This is a genomic window from Phenylobacterium sp. (assembly GCF_028290885.1).
Classification (GTDB): domain Bacteria; phylum Pseudomonadota; class Alphaproteobacteria; order Caulobacterales; family Caulobacteraceae; genus Phenylobacterium.
Map to the genome: position 1 here is coordinate 1 of NZ_JAQGIZ010000053.1, position 18,162 is coordinate 18,162.

An 18,162-nucleotide genomic window follows, 5' to 3' on the forward strand; every position below is an offset into this window, starting at 1 on the left:
CTTGGCGCCAGCCATCTTCTCGAGCTCGCTCTCGCTCATCGACGAGGCCATGGATTTCGAGGCGCCTCCGAGCTTGGACTTCGGCGTCTCGCCGCGCTTGGCGGACAGGGCGGCGCCGGCGGCCTTCTGCTGGGCTGCGGACTTGGCGGGCATGGGGTCATCTCCTCTTGGACGGTGACCCAGAAACTTGCGAAGCCCCGCCCGGTTTCATGCGCACCGTTGCGAGTCGCCCCCAGCGGTGTTCCGATACCGCCAACGACAAAAAAAAGCGGCGGAGGGGCGGAAGTGACGAGTTCCAGGGACGGGTTGGTGCGGCGCGGCTTGCTGACGGCGGGTACGGCCGGCGGGCTGTTGGCGGCGGCGCCGATGAGCGGCGCGTCGGCCAAGCCCGGCGGCAGCGCCGGGGCGTCGCGGCTCTCGACTCCGCCGGAGGCGATCGTCGAGACGAGGAGCGGCAAGGTCCGCGGCGCGGTGCGAGATGGCGTCTTTGTCTTCAAGGGCATCCCTTACGCCCAGGACACGGGCGGGGCCGGGCGGTTCCTTCCCGCCCAGCCGGTCGCGGCCTGGAAGGGCGTCCGCACCGCGCTGAGCTACGGTCCCTGCTGTCCCCAGGTGGCGCGCGATGGCTGGAAGAGCGACGAGAACGCCTTCATCTACGATTGGGACGACGGCTATCCGGGCGAGGACTGCCTGCGGCTCAACATCTGGTCGGCGGGATTGGGCGGCAAGCCAAGGCCGGTGATGTTCTGGATCCATGGCGGCGGCTACGAGACCGGCTCCAGCCAGGAGCTGCCGGCCTACGACGGCGAGCGACTGGCGCGGCGCGGCGACCTGGTGTTGGTCTCGGTGAACCACCGCCTGGGCCCGTTCGGCTTCCTCGACCTCTCGCAGTTGGGCGGCGCCAAGTACGGGCTGTCCGGCAACGTCGGCCAGCTCGACCTGGTAGTGGCGCTGCGGTGGGTGCGGGACAATATCGCCGCTTTCGGCGGCGACCCCGGCAACGTCACCATTTTCGGCCAGTCCGGCAGCGGGGCGAAGGTCTCCACCCTGATGGCCATGCCCAGCGCCAAGGGCCTGTTCCACAAGGCCATCGTCGAGAGCGGCTCGCTGCTCAACGTCGCCGACACGGCCTACACCAGGCGCTTCGCCGAGGCGGTGCTGAAGGCGCTCGACATCGCGCCGGGCGACCTGAGCAAACTGACCGAGGTTCCGCCAGCGGCCCTGGTTGCGGCCGGAAATACGGCGAAGAAGGCCATGCCCAAGGGGCCGGCGGGGACCATCAACCTGGGCTGGCAGCCGGTGATCGACGGCCAGGCCATCCCCGGCCCGACCTGGGGCGGCGGCGCGCCGGGCCAGTCCGCCAACATCCCGATGATCATCGGGACCAACCTCAACGAATTCTCCCCCACCATCGGCAATCCGGGCCTGGAGGATATCGGGGAGGAGCAGGCGAGGAGCACGGCGACCGCGATGGGCGGCGCGCCGCCGGCGGCCTGGGCGGCGTTCCGCGCGGCGGACCCGAAGGCCAAGCCGGTGGAGATCTTCTCGCGCATCGTCTCCGCTCAGTTCCGCGTGCCAGCGGTGGTCCAGGCGCAGGCCAAGGCGAAGCAGGGCGGCGCGCCAGCCTTCCTCTACCGCTTCGATTACAATCCAAGAACGGTGCTCGACGGAAGGGTGAGGGCCTTCCACTGCGCCGAGATGGCCTATGCCTTCGACAACGTCGACCGCTGCCTGAACGCGACGGCCGGCACGGCCGAGGCGCGCGCGCTCGCCGCCCGCATGTCCGACGCCTGGATCGCCTTCGCCCGCAGCGGCGACCCCAACCACAAGGGCCTGCCGCATTGGCCGCCGGTCAGCACGACGGCGATCCCCAACATGCTGTTCGACGCGGTCTGCACGGTGAAGGACGACCCCGACCGTGCGGAGCGGGCGGCGCTCAAGGGCTGACGCCGCGAGCCCGAAACACGCAGTTGTGTCCTCGTGGGCCTCCATGGCGTTGCGCCTGTCCTGAGCCCGCCACCCAAAGTCCGTCTTCATGCCGCCACGGAACCGTCCAACGGCGGCCAAGGAACTGAGCTGTCACTCTGCTTAGACCTGCGGGCTTGAGACGGGCCAATTTGAAAATCATCGAGAGAAAAATGAGACAGAACAAGTCATTGAAAAAACTCGGCGTCGCGGCCGCGGCCTTGGGCCTCGCAGGCGCTGGCGGCTACATGGCGCGAGCCGGCGTCGGGCCGGACGGCGCGGTCAACGGCCACCCGCTGCCAAGCGCAAGCGTCGGCGGGCCGGCCTCCTTCGCCGACATCATCCAGCAGGTCGCCCCGGCGGTGGTCTCGATCGAGGTCGAGGGCCGGATGGGTCCCCAGAATGTCGCGCAGTCCGGTCCGGGCGGGTCGTCCGGGTCCGAGGGGCCGGATGGCGGCGACGGCGATAACGGCGGCTTGCCCCCCGAACTGCGGCGCTTCTTCCAGCAGCAGCCCGACGGCGCGCAATCCGCTCCGGTCCATGGCGCCGGCTCCGGGTTCTTCATCTCGTCGGACGGCTATGTGGTCACCAACAACCATGTGGTCCAAGGCGCAACCAAGATCACCGTCCACACCACCGACGACCGCGTCCTGAAGGCGCGGGTGATCGGCCATGACGAAGCGACGGACCTCGCGGTCCTGAAGGTCGACGCCTCGGGCCTGCCCTTCGTCAGCTTCCAGGATCGCGCCAAGCCACGGGTCGGCGACTGGGTCGTGGCGGTCGGCAACCCGTTCAACCTCGGCGGCACGGCCACGGCCGGGATCGTCTCGGCCTTGGGGCGTCACAACGTCTCCGGGTCGAGCTACGTCGACTTCATGCAGATCGACGCCCCGATCAACCGGGGCAACTCCGGCGGTCCGACCTTCGACCTGCATGGACAGGTGGTCGGCGTGAACACGGCGATCTTCTCGCCCTCCGGCGGATCGGTGGGCATCGGCTTCGATATCCCCGCCGACGTCGCCGCCTCGGTCACCCACCAGCTGATCGCCAGCGGCAAGGTCATCCGCGGCTACATCGGCGCGACGGTGCAGGACGTCACCCCGGAGATCGCCGACAGCCTGGGCGTCGCGAAGGGCGGCGCGCTGGTGGCCGACGTCGCGCCGCGCGGACCGTCCGACGCCGCCGGGATCCGGTCGGGAGATCTCGTCCTGAAGATCGACGGTCGCCCGGTGACCAGCGCGGCGGACCTGACGCGCCAGGTCGGCGGCATCCACTCGGGAGACACGATCCGGCTCGAAGTCCGCCGCGACGGCCAGGTGCGCCAGATCGTCGTCCGCTCCGGCCTGCGGCCCTCGGAAGCGGAGCTAGCGTTCAACGACCGCAGTCCCGACGGCCAGGGTGCGGGCGGCGCCGGCGCCACCGGCGTCCTCGGCCTGCGGGTCGCGCCGGACGACCAGGGCCGGGGCGTGCGCGTGGCCGGGGTCTCGGCAAGCTCCGACGCCGCGCAGAAGGGTCTGCGGGCGGGCGACCTGATCGAGCGCGCCGGCCAACAGCAGACCCGGTCGCCAAGCGATCTCGTGCACGCTGTCGCCCAGGCGCGCGAGACCGGCCACAAGCAGGTCCTGCTGATGGTGGCGCGAGGCGGCCAGCACATTTTCGTGCCGGTGGAGCTCAGCGCGGGATAGGCGGCGGGACGCCTTAGGCAGAGCGGCTAGGCCGTGGCGTGCGCCGGTTCCAGGGGCTGCCGGTACATCCGCTCCGGCTTCGCGCCCGCCGACTGGCCCCCGTCAATCGGCAAGGTGACGCCGGTGACGAAGCTGCTTTTGTCCGAGCCAAGCCAAAGCACTGCGTTTGCGACCTCCTCGGAGGCGCCGACGCGCTGCATCGGTGTCGCCAGGGCAGCCTGTCGTTGCGCCGGCTCGCCGGCCGCCTCCAGGTGATGGGTGAGGATCGGTCCGGGAGCCAGAACGTTCACGCGGACGCCACGGTCGGCATAGTCGAGCGCGGCGACCTTGGTGAGGGCGATGATGCCGGCCTTGCCCGTTACATACCCCGCGAGATTGGCCACGCCTTGAACGCCGGCCAACGAAGCCATGTTGATGATCGAGCCGCCGCCGGAGGCGAGCATGGCCGGAATCTGATGCTTCATGCCGAGGAAGGTTCCGCGGATATTTGTCCTTATGGCCCGGTCGAAGTCGTCGGCATCCATGTCGGCGAGAGCCTGCGGGATCGAGCCGTCGGTCGCGTTGTTGAACGCCACATCAAGCCGTCCGAAGTCGTCGAGCACGCGCTTGACCAGGTGCTCGACCGAGCTCTCGTCGCCGACGTCGACGGTGACGAAACGCGCCTCGTGTCCTTCGCTCCGGATTTCGCCGACGACCGCCTCAAGGGCGCTCCCGTCACGCGCCGCAAGCATCACCTTCGCGCCCGCCCGCGCCAGGACCTTGGCGGTCACCGCGCCGATGCCACGGCTGGCGCCGACCAGCAGCGCTACTTTTCCTTCAAGCAGGCCGAGCCGGCTCTCGTCGGGCGCTTCTTTCATCGTTCGATCTCCTTTTGAGCCCCGAGCTGTGGCTCGATCGTCCCGGCGAAATCCTTGGCGAGACGGACGAGGAACGCCCGCATCTGTCTGGTTTCCGCCTCGCTGAAGCCGCTGCGGACACGCTTGTCATGTTCCGCTGCGGCGCTTCGCAGCCGATGAAACATCGCGACGCCGGCCGGCGTGAGGCTCGCGACCTGCACACGGCGATTGCCCGGCGGCCGCTCGCGGAGAACGAGACCTTGGTCCGCCATCGTATCGAGATGGTGGGTGAGCGTAGGGCCCCGAATCCCGACGCGATGTGCGAGTTCCCCGTGGCTGAGCTTCCCCTCGCGCATCAGCGACATCAAGATCAGCCACGTCGGCAGCGACCCGCCCGCTGCTGCAAGCGCATCGTCGAGCGCACGGCTAAGCCGCTTGGCGGTCTGGCTGAGCAGCAGGCCCAGGGGAGGATCTGAAGGCGGTCCCATCCCCTATATATAGATATCGAAATGTTAGATGTCTATATTTCGCTCACGCCCGTGGTTGCCCCGCGCCGGTGAGGCGACGCGGCGCCTTCAGGGCGATGCCGGCGATCATCGCCCGCAGGCCGAGCTCGAAGGCCTCGTCTGACTTGGCTCGCATTGCTAGGGTGGAGCGGCCTAGACGCCGGCAGGGCGCAGGAACGGAAGGAAACGGATGCATCGGAAAACCGGATCGGGATTGGCCGCGGGGGCCGCCGCCATCGCCGCGCTCTGCGCCGCGGGGGCGGCCAGCGCCAAGGACGTGCTGGGGGTGGCCTGCAAGAGCCCGCCGCCGGCGCACTGCTCGGGCGAGGCCTGCGTCCCCCTGCTCGGCGACCCGGGCAACGCCGTCGATCCCAAGACCGGCCGCAAGTTCTGGCTCGACTACCCCTGCGACCTGAAGCCCGGCGACAAGGTCATATTCATCCTGAACATCCACGGCGCGGGCTCCATCGGCCAGTGGCAGCGGCACTACTTCCCGGCTATGGACTACAAGGACAAGTACAAGCTGGTGGTGGCGACGCCGACCGCCGCGACGGAGCGGCCGATGCCGGGCGGCGGCGCGGGCGTGCGCATGTGGGCGGCCGACGCCGACGACGCGCACCTGCAGAACATCGCCACCGCGGTCATCGACGCGGTCGGCCGGCAGAACATCAAGTCGTTCTGGCTGGCCGGCCACAGCCAGGGCGGGGCGACCTCGCACCGGATCGTCTGCTCCGACTTCTTCAAGGACAAGGTGGACGGCCTGCTCAGCCTCTCCGGCGGCCGGATCGGACGCGCCGAGATCAACCCGCGGTTCGGCCCGCCGAAGGCCGACGGCTCGCCGCCGGACCCCAGGCCCATGCCCGCGGCGATGACCGCCCCGCCGCTGCCGGCCTGCGAGTTCAGCCACATCTTCGAGACCGGCGAGCATGAGATCGTCAGCCTGCCGGCGACCTCGCCGATGGCCGAGAAGTTCGGCTGCGCGGCGCGCGTCGAGGAGAAGGACGTCGCCGACGACCAGCCCGGCTATGTCTGGGACTACGCCCGCCAGGGCTATCCGGTCTGGGGGACGAAGGCGCGGCCGGGCAAGGCCCACGTCTGGGTCTATCCCAAGTGCAAGGGCGGGCGCGTGGTCGCCGACGTGGAGCGCCTGGACAAGGGCCACACCGAAGGCCTGGAGCCGCACGTCACCGAAGCGATCGTCAAGATGATGGTCGCGGCGCCCGGCGGTAAGCTCGCGAACGGTGCGAAGTCCTAAGGTCAATCTACTTTCCACACCGCCGGTCGCGCACACCATTATCCCCGGCCCTTCCTCCATCGAGGAGGAAGGGAGTCCCGATCCATCGCCTCGCCCAGCCAGAACAAGGGGAGGGGCGCGCATGGACGCATCCCCTAGCGGCGCGGCGCGGGCGATGCTCTAGTCGCGCCTCGCCCCGGGGAGCGCCACGTGAACGACGTCAGCCTGAAGCCTGCCTCGAAGCCCGCCTTCAGGCCGTTCATCCCGGCCGGCGTCGTGCTGCCGGAATTGACTTGGCCGCACCTGGTCATAGGCGCGTTGCTGGGCGTCGTGTTCGGGGCCTCGTCCCTCTACCTCGTCCTGAAGGTCGGCCTGACGGTCTCGGCCTCGATCCCGGTGGCGGTGATCTCGATCACCCTCTTCCGCCTGCTGCAGCGGCTGGGGATCGCCAAGGCCTCCATCCTGCAGAACAACATCGTCCAGACAGCCGGCTCAGCGGGGGAATCCATCGCTTTCGGCCTCGGCGTCACCATGCCGGCGATCATGATCCTGGGCTTCGACATGGAGATCGCCCGGGTGATGCTGGTGGCGATCCTGGGCGGCCTGCTGGGCATCCTGATGATGATCCCGCTCAGGCGCGCCCTGATCGTCGAGCAGCACGGGATCCTGAAGTATCCCGAAGGCACGGCCTGCGCCGAGGTGCTGAAGGCCGGGGCGACCCGCGAAGAGCACGCCATGGGCCTGGAGGCGAGCCAGGCGCAGACCGAGGCGGAGGTGGCGCACGGCGCCAAGACCATCGTCGCCGGCTTCGGGTTGGGCCTGGTCTACAAGCTCGCGGAAGGCGCCTTCAAACTGTGGAAGGACACGCCCGAGGCGGTGTTCGGCGCACCCCTGGCGAAGGCCTCGATCGCGGCGGAGATCTCGCCGGAACTGCTGGGCGTCGGCTACATCATCGGCCCGCGCATCGCCGCCACCATGGCGGCCGGCGGCGTGCTGGCCTACATGGTGCTGATCCCGGCCATCCAGTTCTTCGGGTCCGCCGCGGGCGTCGTCATCCCGCCAGGCAAGGCCCCGATCTCGGCCATGTCGCCCGGCGACATCCGCAGCGCCTACATCCTCTATATCGGCGCCGGCGCGGTCACCGCCGGCGGCTTGATCAGCCTGGCCCGCGCCCTGCCGACCATCTGGCGAGGCCTGAAGGGCGGCCTGGCCGACTTCGGCGTCAAGCGCGACGCCGCGGCGGCGGTCCAGGAGGTCCCCAGGACCGACCGAGACATTTCCCTGAAGTGGGTGGCGCTCGGCGTCGTGGTGTTGATCGGGGCGATCCTGATGGCGCACTCGCTGCGCATGAACATCGTGGGCGCGCTCCTGATCGTGCTGTTCGGCTTCATGTTCGTCACCGTCTCCTCGCGGCTGACCGGAGAGCTGGGCTCCTCGTCCAACCCGATCTCCGGCATGACGGTGGCGACGCTGCTTCTGACCTGCCTGATCTTCCTGGTGCTGGGCTGGACCGGACCCACCTACTACGTGACCGCCCTGTCGGTGGGCGGCATCGTCTGCATCGCAGCCTCCAACGGGGGCGCGACGTCCCAGGACCTCAAGACCGGCTTCCTGGTCGGCGCCACGCCCAGATCGCAGCAGCTGGCGATCCTGGTGGGCGCCTTCGCCTCCGCCGTGGCGCTCGGGCCCATCCTGCTGGCCCTCAACCAAGCCGCCACGGTCTATGTGCCGGTGGCGGCCGGGCCGGCCATCCTGCCGCCCGCCGCCATCGCAAGCCTGCCGACCGAGGCGCTCAAGGGTCCTCAGCATGTGCAGGACAGCCAGACCTACCGCGTCTGGCAGAAGCCCGATCCGGCCGGTGGCGCTGCGACCCGCTACCTGGTCCGCAACGACGGGACCCTCGCCTACATGGTCGATCCGGGCATCAACGGCCATGTGAAGGTCCGGCCCGACGGCACCTCGGTCACCAAGTTCGACGCGCCGAAGGCCACCCTGATGAGCTACATCATCAAGGGCATCCTCAATCAGCAGCTACCCTGGGCGCTGGTTCTGCTGGGCGTGATGATCGCCGTGGTGCTGGAGATGTGCGCCATCCCGGCGCTGGCCTTCGCGGTGGGCGTCTACCTGCCGATCTCCTCGTCCCTGCCGATCTTCATCGGCGGTGCGGTCCGCTGGCTGGTCGACCGCCGAAGCCGCGGCCTCGCCCACGCCGAAACCCTGTCGGAGGCCGAGCTCTCCGCCCAATCCGACCGCAGCCCCGGCGTCCTGATGGCCTCGGGCTACATCGCCGGCGGCGCCATCGCCGGCATTGGCATCGCGTTTTCGGCCGGCGTGCTGGGGAACTTCGACCGCGACGTCACCAAGCTGATGGAGAGCGTGAACCCGTTCTTCGCCGGCCCGCACGCGGACCTGCTGTCGATCCTGCCGTTCCTCGGGCTGATGGCGCTGCTGTTCCGGGCCGGGGCGCGCAAGCCAGGCTGAACAAAGGCGGCGCTTCGGCGTTGTCTCGGCGCCCGCGCGGCGGAGACCCTCCGAATGAAGCTGGTCGTGTGGATTGCGGCGCTCGCCGCCGCCGGCGCGCTGGCGGCCTGCGCCGCGTCGATCCCGCTCGCCAGCCCGCCCGCGCCGCAGACCGTCCCAACGGCCGAAGTCGAGCTCGGCGCCGCACTGGCCAAGCTCGGCGACTGCGCGGTCTGCCACACCGCCGAGGGCGGCGCGCCCTACGCCGGCGGACGGCCGATTGGGACGCCCTTCGGCCAGGTGTTCGCCACCAACCTCACCCCCGACCGCCAGACCGGAATCGGCGGCTATTCGCGGGCGGCCTTCGAGCGGGCCATGCGCAAGGGCCTGAGGCGCGACGGCGCCCAGCTCTATCCGGCCTTTCCGTATGACCATTTCAGCTATGCCGGAGACCGCGACATCGACGCCCTCTACGCCTTCCTGATCACCCGGCGGCCGGTCCATGCGGTGACGCCGGCCAACCGGCTGATCCCGCCGCTGGGCTTCCGGCCGGTCGTGGCGGTCTGGAAAGCGCTCTACTTCCGGCCCGAGCCGTTCGCGGCCACGCCGGGCAAGGGCGAGCAATGGAACCGTGGGGCCTATCTGGTGGCGAGCTTCGGCCACTGCGGCGGCTGCCACACGCCGCGCAATTTCCTGGGCGCCGAGCAGAAGGCCAAGGCCTTCGATGGCGGCTATGCGGAGGGCTGGTACGCCCCGCCGCTGAACGCCTCGACGCCGGCCGCGACGCCCTGGACCGAGGATCGGCTGTTCGCCTACCTGCGCACGGGCTTGGACACGAACCACGCCGCGGCGGCCGGCCCGATGGGCGCCGTCGCCCACGAGCTCGCCCGCGCGCCGGAGGCCGACGTGCGGGCCATGGCGGTCTACCTGGCGGACCTGATGAAGACCGCGCCGCGCTCGGCTCCCGTCGATCGCGCGGCCGAGGCCGCAGCCCAGCACCCAGCCGGTGCGGCGCTCTATGCCGGCGCCTGCGCGGCCTGTCACGAGCCCGGCGCCCCGATGATGATCGAGGGCCGCCCGCCGCTGCGGCTCGGCACGCCGCTGCACGAGGATGATCCGCGCGACACTATCGCCATCGTGCTGCACGGCCTGGAGCCGCCGGTCGGCGCGGCAGGGCCCTACATGCCGGCGTACGCCGCGAGCTTCACCGACGCCCAGGTCGCCGAGATCGCCGCCTATCTGAGGACCCGCTTCAGCCAACGCCCGGCATGGTCCAAGCTGCCGGCCGCCGTCGCCGCCGTGCGCAAGGAGGCCGCCGCTTGAGCCTGACCCTGAACGTCAACGGCCGCGACCACGCGGTAGACGCCGACCCGGCGACGCCGCTGCTCTATGTGCTGCGCGGCGACCTGCAGCTGAACGGGGCCAAGTTCGGCTGCGGGCTCGGCCAGTGCGGGGCCTGCACGGTGACGGTGGACGGCAAGGCGGTGTTCTCCTGCGTCCTGCCCGTGGCAGCCGTCCAGGGCCGCAGGGTGGTGACCGTCGAGGGCCTGGGCACGGTCCAGGCGCCGGGCGCGATCCAGCAGGCGTTCAAGGCCGAGCAGGCGGCGCAGTGCGGCTATTGCATCGCCGGGATGATCATGCGCGCCAAGGCCCTGCTCGACGCCACGCCCAGGCCCACCGAGGCGCAGATCCGCGAGGGGATGCAGCCCAATCTCTGCCGCTGCGGCACGCACATGCGCATCCTACGCGCCGTGCGCCGCGCCGCGGGCCTGCCGGTCGAGCCGGCGAGGGCAGGGGCGTGAGCCTGGCCGCACCCGGCCTCTCCCGCCGCGGCCTGTTGGGCGCCGGGGCCCTGGTGGTGGCCTTCTCCTTGGCGCCGCGGGCCTTCACCCAGGCGGAGGGCGGGGCGCAAAAGCCTGTCGCGCCCGGCCTGCCGGGCAGCCTCAAGACCGCGCCCTTCCTCGACGCCTGGATCAAGGTCGAGGCCAACGGCCAGATCACCGTCTTCACCGGCAAGGCCGAACTCGGCCAAGGGATCAGGACCGCGCTCATCCAGGTGGCCGCCGAGGAGCTCGACGTCGCCCCCGCTGGCATCCGCCTGATCACCGCCGACACCGGCCGCACGCCCAACGAAGGCGTCACCGCGGGCAGCCACTCGATGCAGGACAGCGGGACCGCGATCCTCAACGCCGCGGCCAATGTGCGCCAGCTGCTGACCCACGCCGCCGCAGAGCGCTGGCGGCTCTCCCCTGACAGCCTCGCCACCACCGGCGCCGGCGGGATCAAGGCGCCGGACGGGCGCACGCTGAGCTACGGCGAACTCGCGGCCGGGCTCTCCCTGCACGTGGAGGCCCGGCCCGATGTCCCGCGCCGCGGCGGAGCGCATCGCACGCTGGGCATGGACCTGCCGCGCGTCGACATCCCCGCCAAGCTGACCGGGGGCGAGGCCTATGTGCAGGACCTGCGGCTGCCCGGCATGCTGCACGCCCGCGTGGTCCGCGGGCCGAGCGACGGGACCGAGTTCACCGCCCTGGACATCGCCGCGGTCTCGGCGATGCCGGGCGTGGCGCAGGTGGTCCGAAATGGGCGCTTCGCCGCGGTGATCGCCGAGCGGGAGTGGACGGCGATCCAGGCCCTGCAGCGCCTGCAGCAGGCGCCCTGGAGGCGGGCCGCCCCGGCGATCCCCGCCGACCCGCTGGCCGCGGTCCGCGCCGCGCCGTCGCAGGATGAGGTGATCTTCGACAAGCCCGGCGCGCCCGCCCCCGCGGCCAAGACGGTCAGCGCCCGTTACAGCCGGCCTTGGCTGATGCATGGCGCGATCGGTCCGTCCTGCGCGGTGGCGCTGTTCCAGGACGGCGCGATGACCGTCTGGACCCACACCCAAGGGGTCTATCCGCTGAGGAAGGCGCTGGCCGACCTGCTGCGTCTGCCGCCGGAGAAGGTGCGCTGCATCCACACCGAGGGCTCCGGCTGCTATGGCCACAATGGCGCCGACGACGTGGCCGCCGACGCGGCGTTGGCCGCCATGGCCGTGCCGGGCCGGCCGGTCCGCCTGCAGTGGATGCGCGAGCAGGAGCACGGCTGGGAACCGCTCGGCACGGCCATGGTGGTCGAGGCGCAGGCGAGCCTGGACGCCGCCGGCCGCATCGCCGACTGGCGCTACGAAGTCTGGAGCCCGTCGCACAACGGCCGTCCCACCACCGGCGGCGGCCTGCTTGCCGGGCTCGAGGTCGAGCCGCCGTTCCCGCCGCAGATCCCGAGGCCGATCCCGATGCCGGAGGGCGGCGGCGACCGCAATGGCGTGCCGATCTACCGGATCCCCGCGGGCCGGGTGGTGTCGCACTTCATCGCCCAGTCGCCGATCCGGGTCTCGGCCCTGCGTTCGCTGGGCGCGCACATGAACGTCTTCGCCATCGAGAGCCTGATGGACGAGCTGGCCCGCGCCGGCGGCGCCGATCCGGTGGCCTTCCGGCTGGCGCACCTGGACGACGCGCGGGCGAGGGACGTCGTCACCCTCTGCGCGCAGAAGTTCGGCTGGGACGGGCGTCCGCGCAGCGACGGGCGCCGCGGCTGCGGCTTCGCCTTCGCCCGCTATAAGAACCTCGCCTCCTACTGCGCCGTGGCCTTGGAGATCGAAGTCGAGCGCGAGACCGGCGCGATCGCCGTGCGCCGGGCCGTCGCCGCCGTCGACAGCGGTGAGGCGGTCAACCCCGACGGCATCAGGAACCAGATCGAGGGCGCCATCGTCCAGGCGCTGAGCTGGACGGGCCTCGAGGCGGTGAGCTTCGACGCCACCCATCGCACCAGCTTCGACTGGAGCGCCTACCCCATCGCCCGTTTCCAGGACGTCCCGGGCTCGGTGGAGGTCCACGTCCTGAACCGTCCCGGCTTGCCGTTCCTGGGCGCGGGAGAGGCCGGGCAGGGGCCGAGCGGCGCGGCGCTGGCCAACGCCCTTGCCGACGCCACCGGCGCGCGCCTGCGCGACCTGCCGCTGAGCCCCGACCGGGTGAAGGCGGCGCTGGGCGTCTAGGCCGCCTCATCAGGTCCGCGCGGGCAACGCGGAAGCGGCCCATCTCCCCGTACTGCGCGCTCATCGGGCCGCGATGGGTTCACGGCGATCGTCGGTCAGAAATCGGCGCCGTTCTGCCGGACGTCGTCGCAGATGGTGGTGTAGTCGGAGGTGAGCTCCTCGCCGGCCAAGAGTTCGCGCACCGCATGGTCCTCCCCGAAGGAGATGGCGTTGGAGACGGTGCTTGGCTCCTCGGAGTGGTTGAAGAAGCGCCCGTTGTCACCGCAGAGGACGTAGAGGCCGGCCGCCTCGTTCCAGGTCGAATAGGTGCGCAGGTAGCGCTGCACGTGCCCGGGCAGGGACGCGACCTCGTCCAGCGAATAGACCCGGTCGATCCGCGCGTCGAAACGCCAGATCAGGTCGCCTTTGCGAACGGGCTCCAGAAGGAACACGCCGAGCCCGTGGATGGAGCTTGGTCGGAGCTCGGTATCGACCATCATCATCTCTAGCTCTCCGGTGTCGAAATCCCCGCGTCCGGCAGACGCGGAAAGCTACCCAATGCACTACCGCCGCAGGCGATCCTGAATTCGCCGATGCGCTGGAGAGGCCGCCGAGGTCAACTCAGATTCAACTTCCGGATACCCTTTCTGCAGATACTGGGCGGCGCTGAGGGCCGCGCGTCGCAGAGCGCGAAGCTCTCATCCGGTGCGGCGATCTGGCGCCGACGTCGTCTAGGGGGATTAGGGCTCTTGGGCTTGCCCAGCTGGTACAGGAGCCTAGATAATTCGAACCGCCCCCGGAATCCGCGCGACGATGTGCACATGGCGATCATGAACTTTCCGCTCAGCAAAGAGGCCCCGCCGCGGCGCCGGGCGATGGTCAGCGCCGCGGCCGACGTGCTGGCCGAGCACGGACCGGATGCGCCGTTCGAGCTTATCGCCGAACGCGCCGGCATCGAGCGGGATACGCTCGATCGCCACTTTCCCAGCCGAGTGGTCCTGACGCAGGCTGTGCTCACGCAATACGTGGAAGACCTTGCGGATCGCACCAGGTCCTGGGCCGGCGAGGCCGACGTCTTCCTCTGGTTCGTGGAGCAACTCGCCGACCTCTTCGTGCGCACTGCCGGTCTCCCGGAGGCGTTACGGGTGACGGCGCCGGAAACGCTGGAGTCGCTTCGCCACACCATCATCGAGGTCGGCGGCCGGGCGCTCCGCGACGCCCAGATGGAAGGCCTGGTCCGCGCGGACGTGACGGCGGACGACATCATGATGATCACCACCCTGCTCGGCGCGGGCCTGAGCGGGGGCCTTGCCGAACGCCGGGCCGTCAGCCTGCGGACCCGTGAAATCGTCCTGAGCGGCCTGAAAGCGCAGCCGTGAGCCGGCGCTCGGTTTGACGCCGAGGGCCAGGGTCACCGCGCCGTCTTTCCGGTGACAAAGTCGGCCACTGAACCTTGCCGCTGCTGCAAATTCGGCCGGCGGCGCACTTGCATCGTCACAAATCGTCCTCATTTCCGCCCCGGGGCTGAACCTCGGCCGTCCGGAACCTCGGGACCGCGACCGGCCGCGACAAGCGAGCGGGGAGTGATGTTCGGATGAGCCACGCCAGGGAAGCCGCCACGCCGGCGCAGACGGCGGAGACCGCCGCGCTCGCCTTCGACGCGGAGACGGTGCTGTTCGAACTGGGCTCCGTCGATCCCTACTGGAGCTATGACGGCGCCCGACCGCAGTTGCGGTTCACCTTCGACGCCGGTCACGTGGTCGCCGCCTTCCAGGACGCGCCCGCCCGCGGCGTCACCTGCGCCCCCGGATCCTTCATCGTGCTGACCCCCGGCATGAGGGTGCGTACGCGTCACCAGAGTCCGATCGAGATCCTGGCGCTGACCTTCGGCCCGGACGCCCTCGCCGGCCGCCCCGACCTGAGCGCGAGTCTCGCGGCCATCGCCGGCGACCCGCCGGTCAGGACGATCGACCCGGGCGTGTGGACCCTGGCCGTGGAGGCCCGCCGCGTCCTGGTCGGGGAGCCCTGTCCCGATCGCGGCTACATGGCCGCGCTCGGCGAGGCCATGCTGGCCCGCGCGTTGCAGGTGATCGGCCAGGGCGAGGCGCCGCGCGGCCGGGCGTCGATCTCACCGTTCAGGCTTCGCCGGGTGATCGACCACGTCGAAGCCCGGCTCGACAGCAAGATCACGGTGCGGGAGCTGGCGGTGCTGGCCGAACTCAGCGCCGCCCACTTCACCCGCGCCTTCCGCCAGGCCACCGGCGAGGCGCCGCATCATTTCATCCTCTCCCGGCGGATCACGCGGGTCCGCGAGCTGCTGCGGGATCCGGCGCTCGACCTGACGACCGTGGCCATGCGGGCCGGATTCTCCAGCCACGCCCATATGACCAGCGCCTTCCGGCGGCTGACGGGCCTCGCGCCCGCTGCCTATCGCGCGGCGGTGGGCGCGCGGCTGGCGGGCTGAGCCCCGCGCCGCTCCGCAGTTTTACGCGCGTTTCTGAAAAACCCGCGCGTTGCGCGAAAGCCCGCCGACGGGCCGCGCCCCATCTCTCCTGCACAAGACCCGATGGACGGGCCAGGAGTTGTGAAGATGAATAAGCGTACTCTCGCCGCAGTCGTTGTCGGCGCCACCGCCCTCTCCGCCACGGCGGCCGCCGCGCAGGACTCCAGCTGGTACGTCCGCGGCGACGCCGGCGCGAATTTCCAGAGCGAGATCAACGGCGCGCGAACGGCCAAGGGCGACAGCGGCTGGACCGTCAGCGGCGCCGTCGGCCGCGAGATCGCCGATGGATTCCGCGCGGAGGGCGAGCTCATCTACATGCAGAGCAACGCCAAGAACGGCAGCTCCGGCGACCTCAAGACGGTGGCCGGGCTGCTCAACGGCTACTACGACTTCAATCGCCAAGGCGCTTGGCAGCCGTTCGTCGGAGCGGGCGTCGGCCTCGCCCAGGTGAAGGTCGACGGCGGCCCCTCCAACGGCGACGACACAGGCTTCGCCTACCAGTTCAAGGCGGGCGTCGCGCACCCGTTCAACGATCGCCTCACCGGCGAGATCGCTTACCGGTACCTCGGGGTGAACGGGGTCGAGTTCGGGAGCACTCTCAACCGCATCAGAGGAGATTTCAGCACCCAGGCCGTGACCGTCGGCCTGCGCTACAAGCTCGGCCTCTAGGCTCTTCCCCCGGCGCCAGAGAGGTCGCCCGACGCCCCGCTGCCCCCCAGCCCCCCCCGGCGGGGCGGGGCGTCGGGATCTCTCCGCCCGAGGCCGCACGAGCGAGCGAACGCTGTTCGTCATGCAGATCCACATACCCCTCCTGGCCATGGCGGCGGCGGCGTTGATCGCTGCTTGCTCGCCCAAGCCGGCGCTGTTCGCCGACGTCCCGGCCGCGCGCGCTCCACAGGTCATGGTCCTGGAACCCGACGCGCTGGTCGTCGACGGTCGCCATGTCCGGCTGTCCAACGCCGCCGCGCCGCACCTCGTGCCGCACGCCAGTTGCTGGGCCGAAGCCCTCGCGGCGCGCCAGGCGCGCGAGACCGTCCAGGGCCTCGTCGGCGGAGCCCGTGAGGTCACCGTCACTCCGACCGGCGGGACGGACGAATACAACCGCACCCTTGCCCGCGTCACCGTGGACGGCGGCGACCTCGGCCAGACCCTGCTGGACGACGGCCTCGCGGCCGCGCCGGGGGAGGCGCCGTTCGACTGGTGCAGCCCGATGAGCACGAACATCGCCCGCGGCCCCCGCTTTTCTGTCCTGGCCCGCGCGGGCGGCTGAGCGGCCTCTGGCCCGAGGCGCAGGCAGGATGCCTTTTTCTTGCGACTGCGGCCGGCCGGCGTCGTCAATGCGCGAGGCGCCCGGGTCGCTGGGGGAGCAAATGACGGCCAGACTTCGCTTGATCACCAATACAGCGCTCGCCGCGGCGTTCGCGGCGGGGCTGACGGCCATGCCGGCGACAAGTCTCGCCGAGACCGGCGCGCCGCTTGCGGGCTATTGGGAAACCACCAACACGTGGGTGTTCATCTTCCATTTCACGACAGTGGAGCGGAAGTGCTTCACGACCGCGGATGTTTCAGGCGTCCTGCAGGGGCCCAGCAATGGGCACTACGCCTGCACCTATCCGACGCGGGAGGTGGGCGACGGCCACCTGCTGCTGAAGGGGACCTGCGTCGAGAAGCATGGCCAGGTCGCGCAAATCTCCGCTCAGGGCACGTATGATCCGACGGCGTTCCGCCTTACCGCCGACCTGAGGACCAAGATCGCCGGCGTTCCGCTGAGGGGGAAGGGGATCACGGTCGCCCACCGCATCGGCGACGTTTGCCCGACGCCAATCCCCAAGCCTCAGGGCGACGGGCATTAGCGAACGAGGCGGTCGCGAGCCTTCAAGGTTCGCCATTGGGCAAGCGCGGCCTGGCTCGGCTTGCCCACTTCCGAGCAGGACGGCAGGAGGCGATGGCCTGCGAAGAGGTGCAGCTGTAGCTCTGGGCGGCCCGAGCGGCCAAACTCAGCGGTGGTCAACGGCTCGACGTTCGCGAAGCACAGGCTGATCCGATCCAGCCCCGCGCCCAGATCCTCGGGCTTCACCACGATGAGCGCATCTCGCCCGACGAGGTCGCCGACGCCGCGCGTGTAGCCGAAGCCGCGGGGGTCGTCGGAAAACACCACGACCGGCGCCCGCTCCCAGAAGATCGGCGCGATCCGGCCCGCCTCATTCCACTTCATGGAAACGATGAACAGGTTCCGCTGCTTGAGCAGGTCCAGGCCGGACACGGCGTCGGCGAGCGGCGCCCATTCGAGCGACTCCAGGGTCGGGTCACCTTTCACGAACGCCCGGGGCCAGGCCCGGCCGACCCACCCGGTGGCGGCGTCGCTGACCAGCACCGTCCACAGGACCAGGCAGGCCGCAAGGGAACAGGACGCCCAGATCGCCGGCCAGCGGCGATCCGTCGCCGCGCGGGCCAGCATGTCGCCGAGAAGCGGCATCAGGAAGAGCCAGGATGGCATCGCCCAATGCGGCAGCGAGGTCTGCCCCCAGACCGGCGTCAGCGCGAACAGCAGGATGCCGGGGACACTCAGCGCGAGACAGAACCACCCCCGCTCATCCGCCCTGCCATTTCGCGCCGCGCGGTAGGTCGCGAGCGCCAGCGGCGCGAATATCCACGGGAGCAGAAGCGCTGCCTGGCCGAGCACGGCGGACAAGGCCGCGGCTGGCCGCAGGGCGTGGGCCGCCGCGGCGCGGCCGCCCTGGAAGGCGAACGAGGCCCAGTGGTTCTGGGCGTTCCAGATCAGCACCGGTGACAGGACCGCCGCTGCGGTGAGTGCGGCGAGATAGGGGCCGGGGCGTCTCAGCCACGCCCGGCCGCGGTCCGTGCCCAGCAGGAAGACCCCCACGCCGAACGCAAAGAGAATGGCTTGGTACTTGGAGAGGCCGGCGAGCCCGATCCAGGCGCCAGCGCCAAGCCACGACCCGC

17 protein-coding genes are annotated in these 18,162 nt (G+C 70.4%); 12 read left to right on the forward strand and 5 right to left on the reverse strand.

Features of this window, described 5'->3' with window-relative positions:
• On the reverse strand, positions 1-153 hold a 153-nt coding region (locus JWP28_RS04415; protein ID WP_299540440.1), incomplete at its 3' end, for a DUF3008 family protein.
• A gap of 132 nt (positions 154-285) precedes the next feature.
• On the opposite strand from JWP28_RS04415, the gene JWP28_RS04420 reads away from it, so the two are divergent.
• Positions 286-1,947: a carboxylesterase/lipase family protein gene (locus tag JWP28_RS04420; protein ID WP_299540409.1), complete on the forward strand. Its 1,662-nt coding sequence runs from the start codon at positions 286-288 to the stop codon at positions 1,945-1,947.
• Between the two features lie 191 nt (positions 1,948-2,138).
• The gene (locus tag JWP28_RS04425) at positions 2,139-3,650 is read left to right on the forward strand and encodes a Do family serine endopeptidase (protein WP_299540411.1); all 1,512 of its coding nucleotides are present in this window, start codon (positions 2,139-2,141) and stop codon (positions 3,648-3,650) included.
• Positions 3,651-3,676: 26 nt separating this feature from the next.
• On the opposite strand, the gene JWP28_RS04430 is transcribed toward JWP28_RS04425, so the two are convergent.
• Positions 3,677-4,507 carry an SDR family NAD(P)-dependent oxidoreductase gene (locus tag JWP28_RS04430; RefSeq protein ID WP_299540413.1) on the reverse strand — a complete coding sequence of 277 codons (831 nt, stop codon included), beginning with the start codon at positions 4,505-4,507 and terminating at the stop codon, positions 3,677-3,679.
• Positions 4,504-4,974 (reverse strand): MarR family winged helix-turn-helix transcriptional regulator, encoded by a 471-nt coding sequence (locus JWP28_RS04435; protein ID WP_299540415.1) that lies wholly within the window; start codon positions 4,972-4,974, stop codon positions 4,504-4,506. Before JWP28_RS04435 ends, JWP28_RS04430 begins: the two co-directional genes overlap by 4 nt.
• 208 nt (positions 4,975-5,182) lie before the next feature.
• Between JWP28_RS04435 and JWP28_RS04440 the strand changes: the two genes are divergently transcribed.
• The 5 genes from JWP28_RS04440 to JWP28_RS04460 all read left to right on the forward strand — a co-directional run bounded on the left by JWP28_RS04440 (position 5,183) and on the right by JWP28_RS04460 (position 12,716).
• Positions 5,183-6,247, forward strand: coding sequence for a hypothetical protein (locus JWP28_RS04440; protein WP_299540416.1), 1,065 nt, complete (start codon positions 5,183-5,185; stop codon positions 6,245-6,247).
• 189 nt (positions 6,248-6,436) lie between these two features.
• On the forward strand, positions 6,437-8,707 hold the full coding sequence (locus JWP28_RS04445; protein WP_299540418.1) for an oligopeptide transporter, OPT family: 2,271 nt from the start codon (positions 6,437-6,439) through the stop codon (positions 8,705-8,707).
• A 54-nt stretch (positions 8,708-8,761) separates the two neighbouring features.
• Positions 8,762-10,009: a cytochrome c gene (locus JWP28_RS04450; RefSeq protein ID WP_299540420.1), complete on the forward strand. Its 1,248-nt coding sequence runs from the start codon at positions 8,762-8,764 to the stop codon at positions 10,007-10,009.
• Positions 10,006-10,488 carry a (2Fe-2S)-binding protein gene (locus JWP28_RS04455; RefSeq protein WP_299540422.1) on the forward strand — a complete coding sequence of 161 codons (483 nt, stop codon included), beginning with the start codon at positions 10,006-10,008 and terminating at the stop codon, positions 10,486-10,488. The genes JWP28_RS04450 and JWP28_RS04455 overlap by 4 nt, the downstream gene beginning before the upstream one ends.
• Positions 10,485-12,716: a molybdopterin cofactor-binding domain-containing protein gene (locus JWP28_RS04460; RefSeq protein WP_299540424.1), complete on the forward strand. Its 2,232-nt coding sequence runs from the start codon at positions 10,485-10,487 to the stop codon at positions 12,714-12,716. Before JWP28_RS04455 ends, JWP28_RS04460 begins: the two co-directional genes overlap by 4 nt.
• Before the next feature lie 95 nt (positions 12,717-12,811).
• Here JWP28_RS04460 and JWP28_RS04465 read toward each other — a convergent pair whose 3' ends face one another.
• Complete coding sequence (locus JWP28_RS04465) at positions 12,812-13,198, reverse strand: SET domain-containing protein-lysine N-methyltransferase (protein ID WP_299540426.1); 387 nt, start codon at positions 13,196-13,198, stop codon at positions 12,812-12,814.
• Between the two features lie 318 nt (positions 13,199-13,516).
• Here JWP28_RS04465 and JWP28_RS04470 point away from each other — a divergent pair, with 318 nt between their 5' ends.
• From JWP28_RS04470 to JWP28_RS04490, 5 genes are all read left to right on the forward strand, one after another.
• Positions 13,517-14,074, forward strand: a complete 558-nt coding sequence (locus JWP28_RS04470) for a TetR/AcrR family transcriptional regulator (RefSeq protein ID WP_299540428.1) — start codon at positions 13,517-13,519, stop codon at positions 14,072-14,074.
• 215 nt (positions 14,075-14,289) lie between these two features.
• Entirely contained in the window at positions 14,290-15,159 is an 870-nt protein-coding gene (locus JWP28_RS04475) for an AraC family transcriptional regulator (RefSeq protein WP_299540430.1), read from the forward strand.
• A 126-nt stretch (positions 15,160-15,285) separates the two neighbouring features.
• Complete coding sequence (locus tag JWP28_RS04480) at positions 15,286-15,867, forward strand: outer membrane beta-barrel protein (protein ID WP_299540432.1); 582 nt, start codon at positions 15,286-15,288, stop codon at positions 15,865-15,867.
• Between the two features lie 121 nt (positions 15,868-15,988).
• Positions 15,989-16,468: a thermonuclease family protein gene (locus JWP28_RS04485; RefSeq protein WP_299540434.1), complete on the forward strand. Its 480-nt coding sequence runs from the start codon at positions 15,989-15,991 to the stop codon at positions 16,466-16,468.
• 100 nt (positions 16,469-16,568) lie between these two features.
• Positions 16,569-17,051, forward strand: a complete 483-nt coding sequence (locus JWP28_RS04490) for a DUF3617 family protein (protein ID WP_299540436.1) — start codon at positions 16,569-16,571, stop codon at positions 17,049-17,051.
• On the opposite strand, the gene JWP28_RS04495 is transcribed toward JWP28_RS04490, so the two are convergent.
• The coding region (locus tag JWP28_RS04495; protein WP_299540438.1) for a glycosyltransferase family 39 protein at positions 17,048-18,162 on the reverse strand (1,115 nt) is incomplete at its 5' end. The genes JWP28_RS04490 and JWP28_RS04495 overlap by 4 nt on opposite strands.

Excerpts from the sequence above, each read along its gene's own strand:
- JWP28_RS04485 (WP_299540434.1), top strand. The coding sequence starts at position 15,989 with ATGCAGATCCACATACCCCTCCTGGCCATGGCGGCGGCGGCGTTGATC.
- JWP28_RS04465 (WP_299540426.1), bottom strand. The coding sequence starts at position 13,198 with ATGATGATGGTCGATACCGAGCTCCGACCAAGCTCCATCCACGGGCTC.
- JWP28_RS04480 (WP_299540432.1), top strand. The coding sequence starts at position 15,286 with ATGAATAAGCGTACTCTCGCCGCAGTCGTTGTCGGCGCCACCGCCCTC.
- JWP28_RS04430 (WP_299540413.1), bottom strand. The coding sequence starts at position 4,507 with ATGAAAGAAGCGCCCGACGAGAGCCGGCTCGGCCTGCTTGAAGGAAAA.
- JWP28_RS04475 (WP_299540430.1), top strand. The coding sequence starts at position 14,290 with ATGAGCCACGCCAGGGAAGCCGCCACGCCGGCGCAGACGGCGGAGACC.
- JWP28_RS04490 (WP_299540436.1), top strand. The coding sequence starts at position 16,569 with ATGACGGCCAGACTTCGCTTGATCACCAATACAGCGCTCGCCGCGGCG.
- JWP28_RS04470 (WP_299540428.1), top strand. The coding sequence starts at position 13,517 with ATGGCGATCATGAACTTTCCGCTCAGCAAAGAGGCCCCGCCGCGGCGC.
- JWP28_RS04450 (WP_299540420.1), top strand. The coding sequence starts at position 8,762 with ATGAAGCTGGTCGTGTGGATTGCGGCGCTCGCCGCCGCCGGCGCGCTG.
- JWP28_RS04440 (WP_299540416.1), top strand. The coding sequence starts at position 5,183 with ATGCATCGGAAAACCGGATCGGGATTGGCCGCGGGGGCCGCCGCCATC.
- JWP28_RS04435 (WP_299540415.1), bottom strand. The coding sequence starts at position 4,974 with ATGGGACCGCCTTCAGATCCTCCCCTGGGCCTGCTGCTCAGCCAGACC.
- JWP28_RS04425 (WP_299540411.1), top strand. The coding sequence starts at position 2,139 with ATGAGACAGAACAAGTCATTGAAAAAACTCGGCGTCGCGGCCGCGGCC.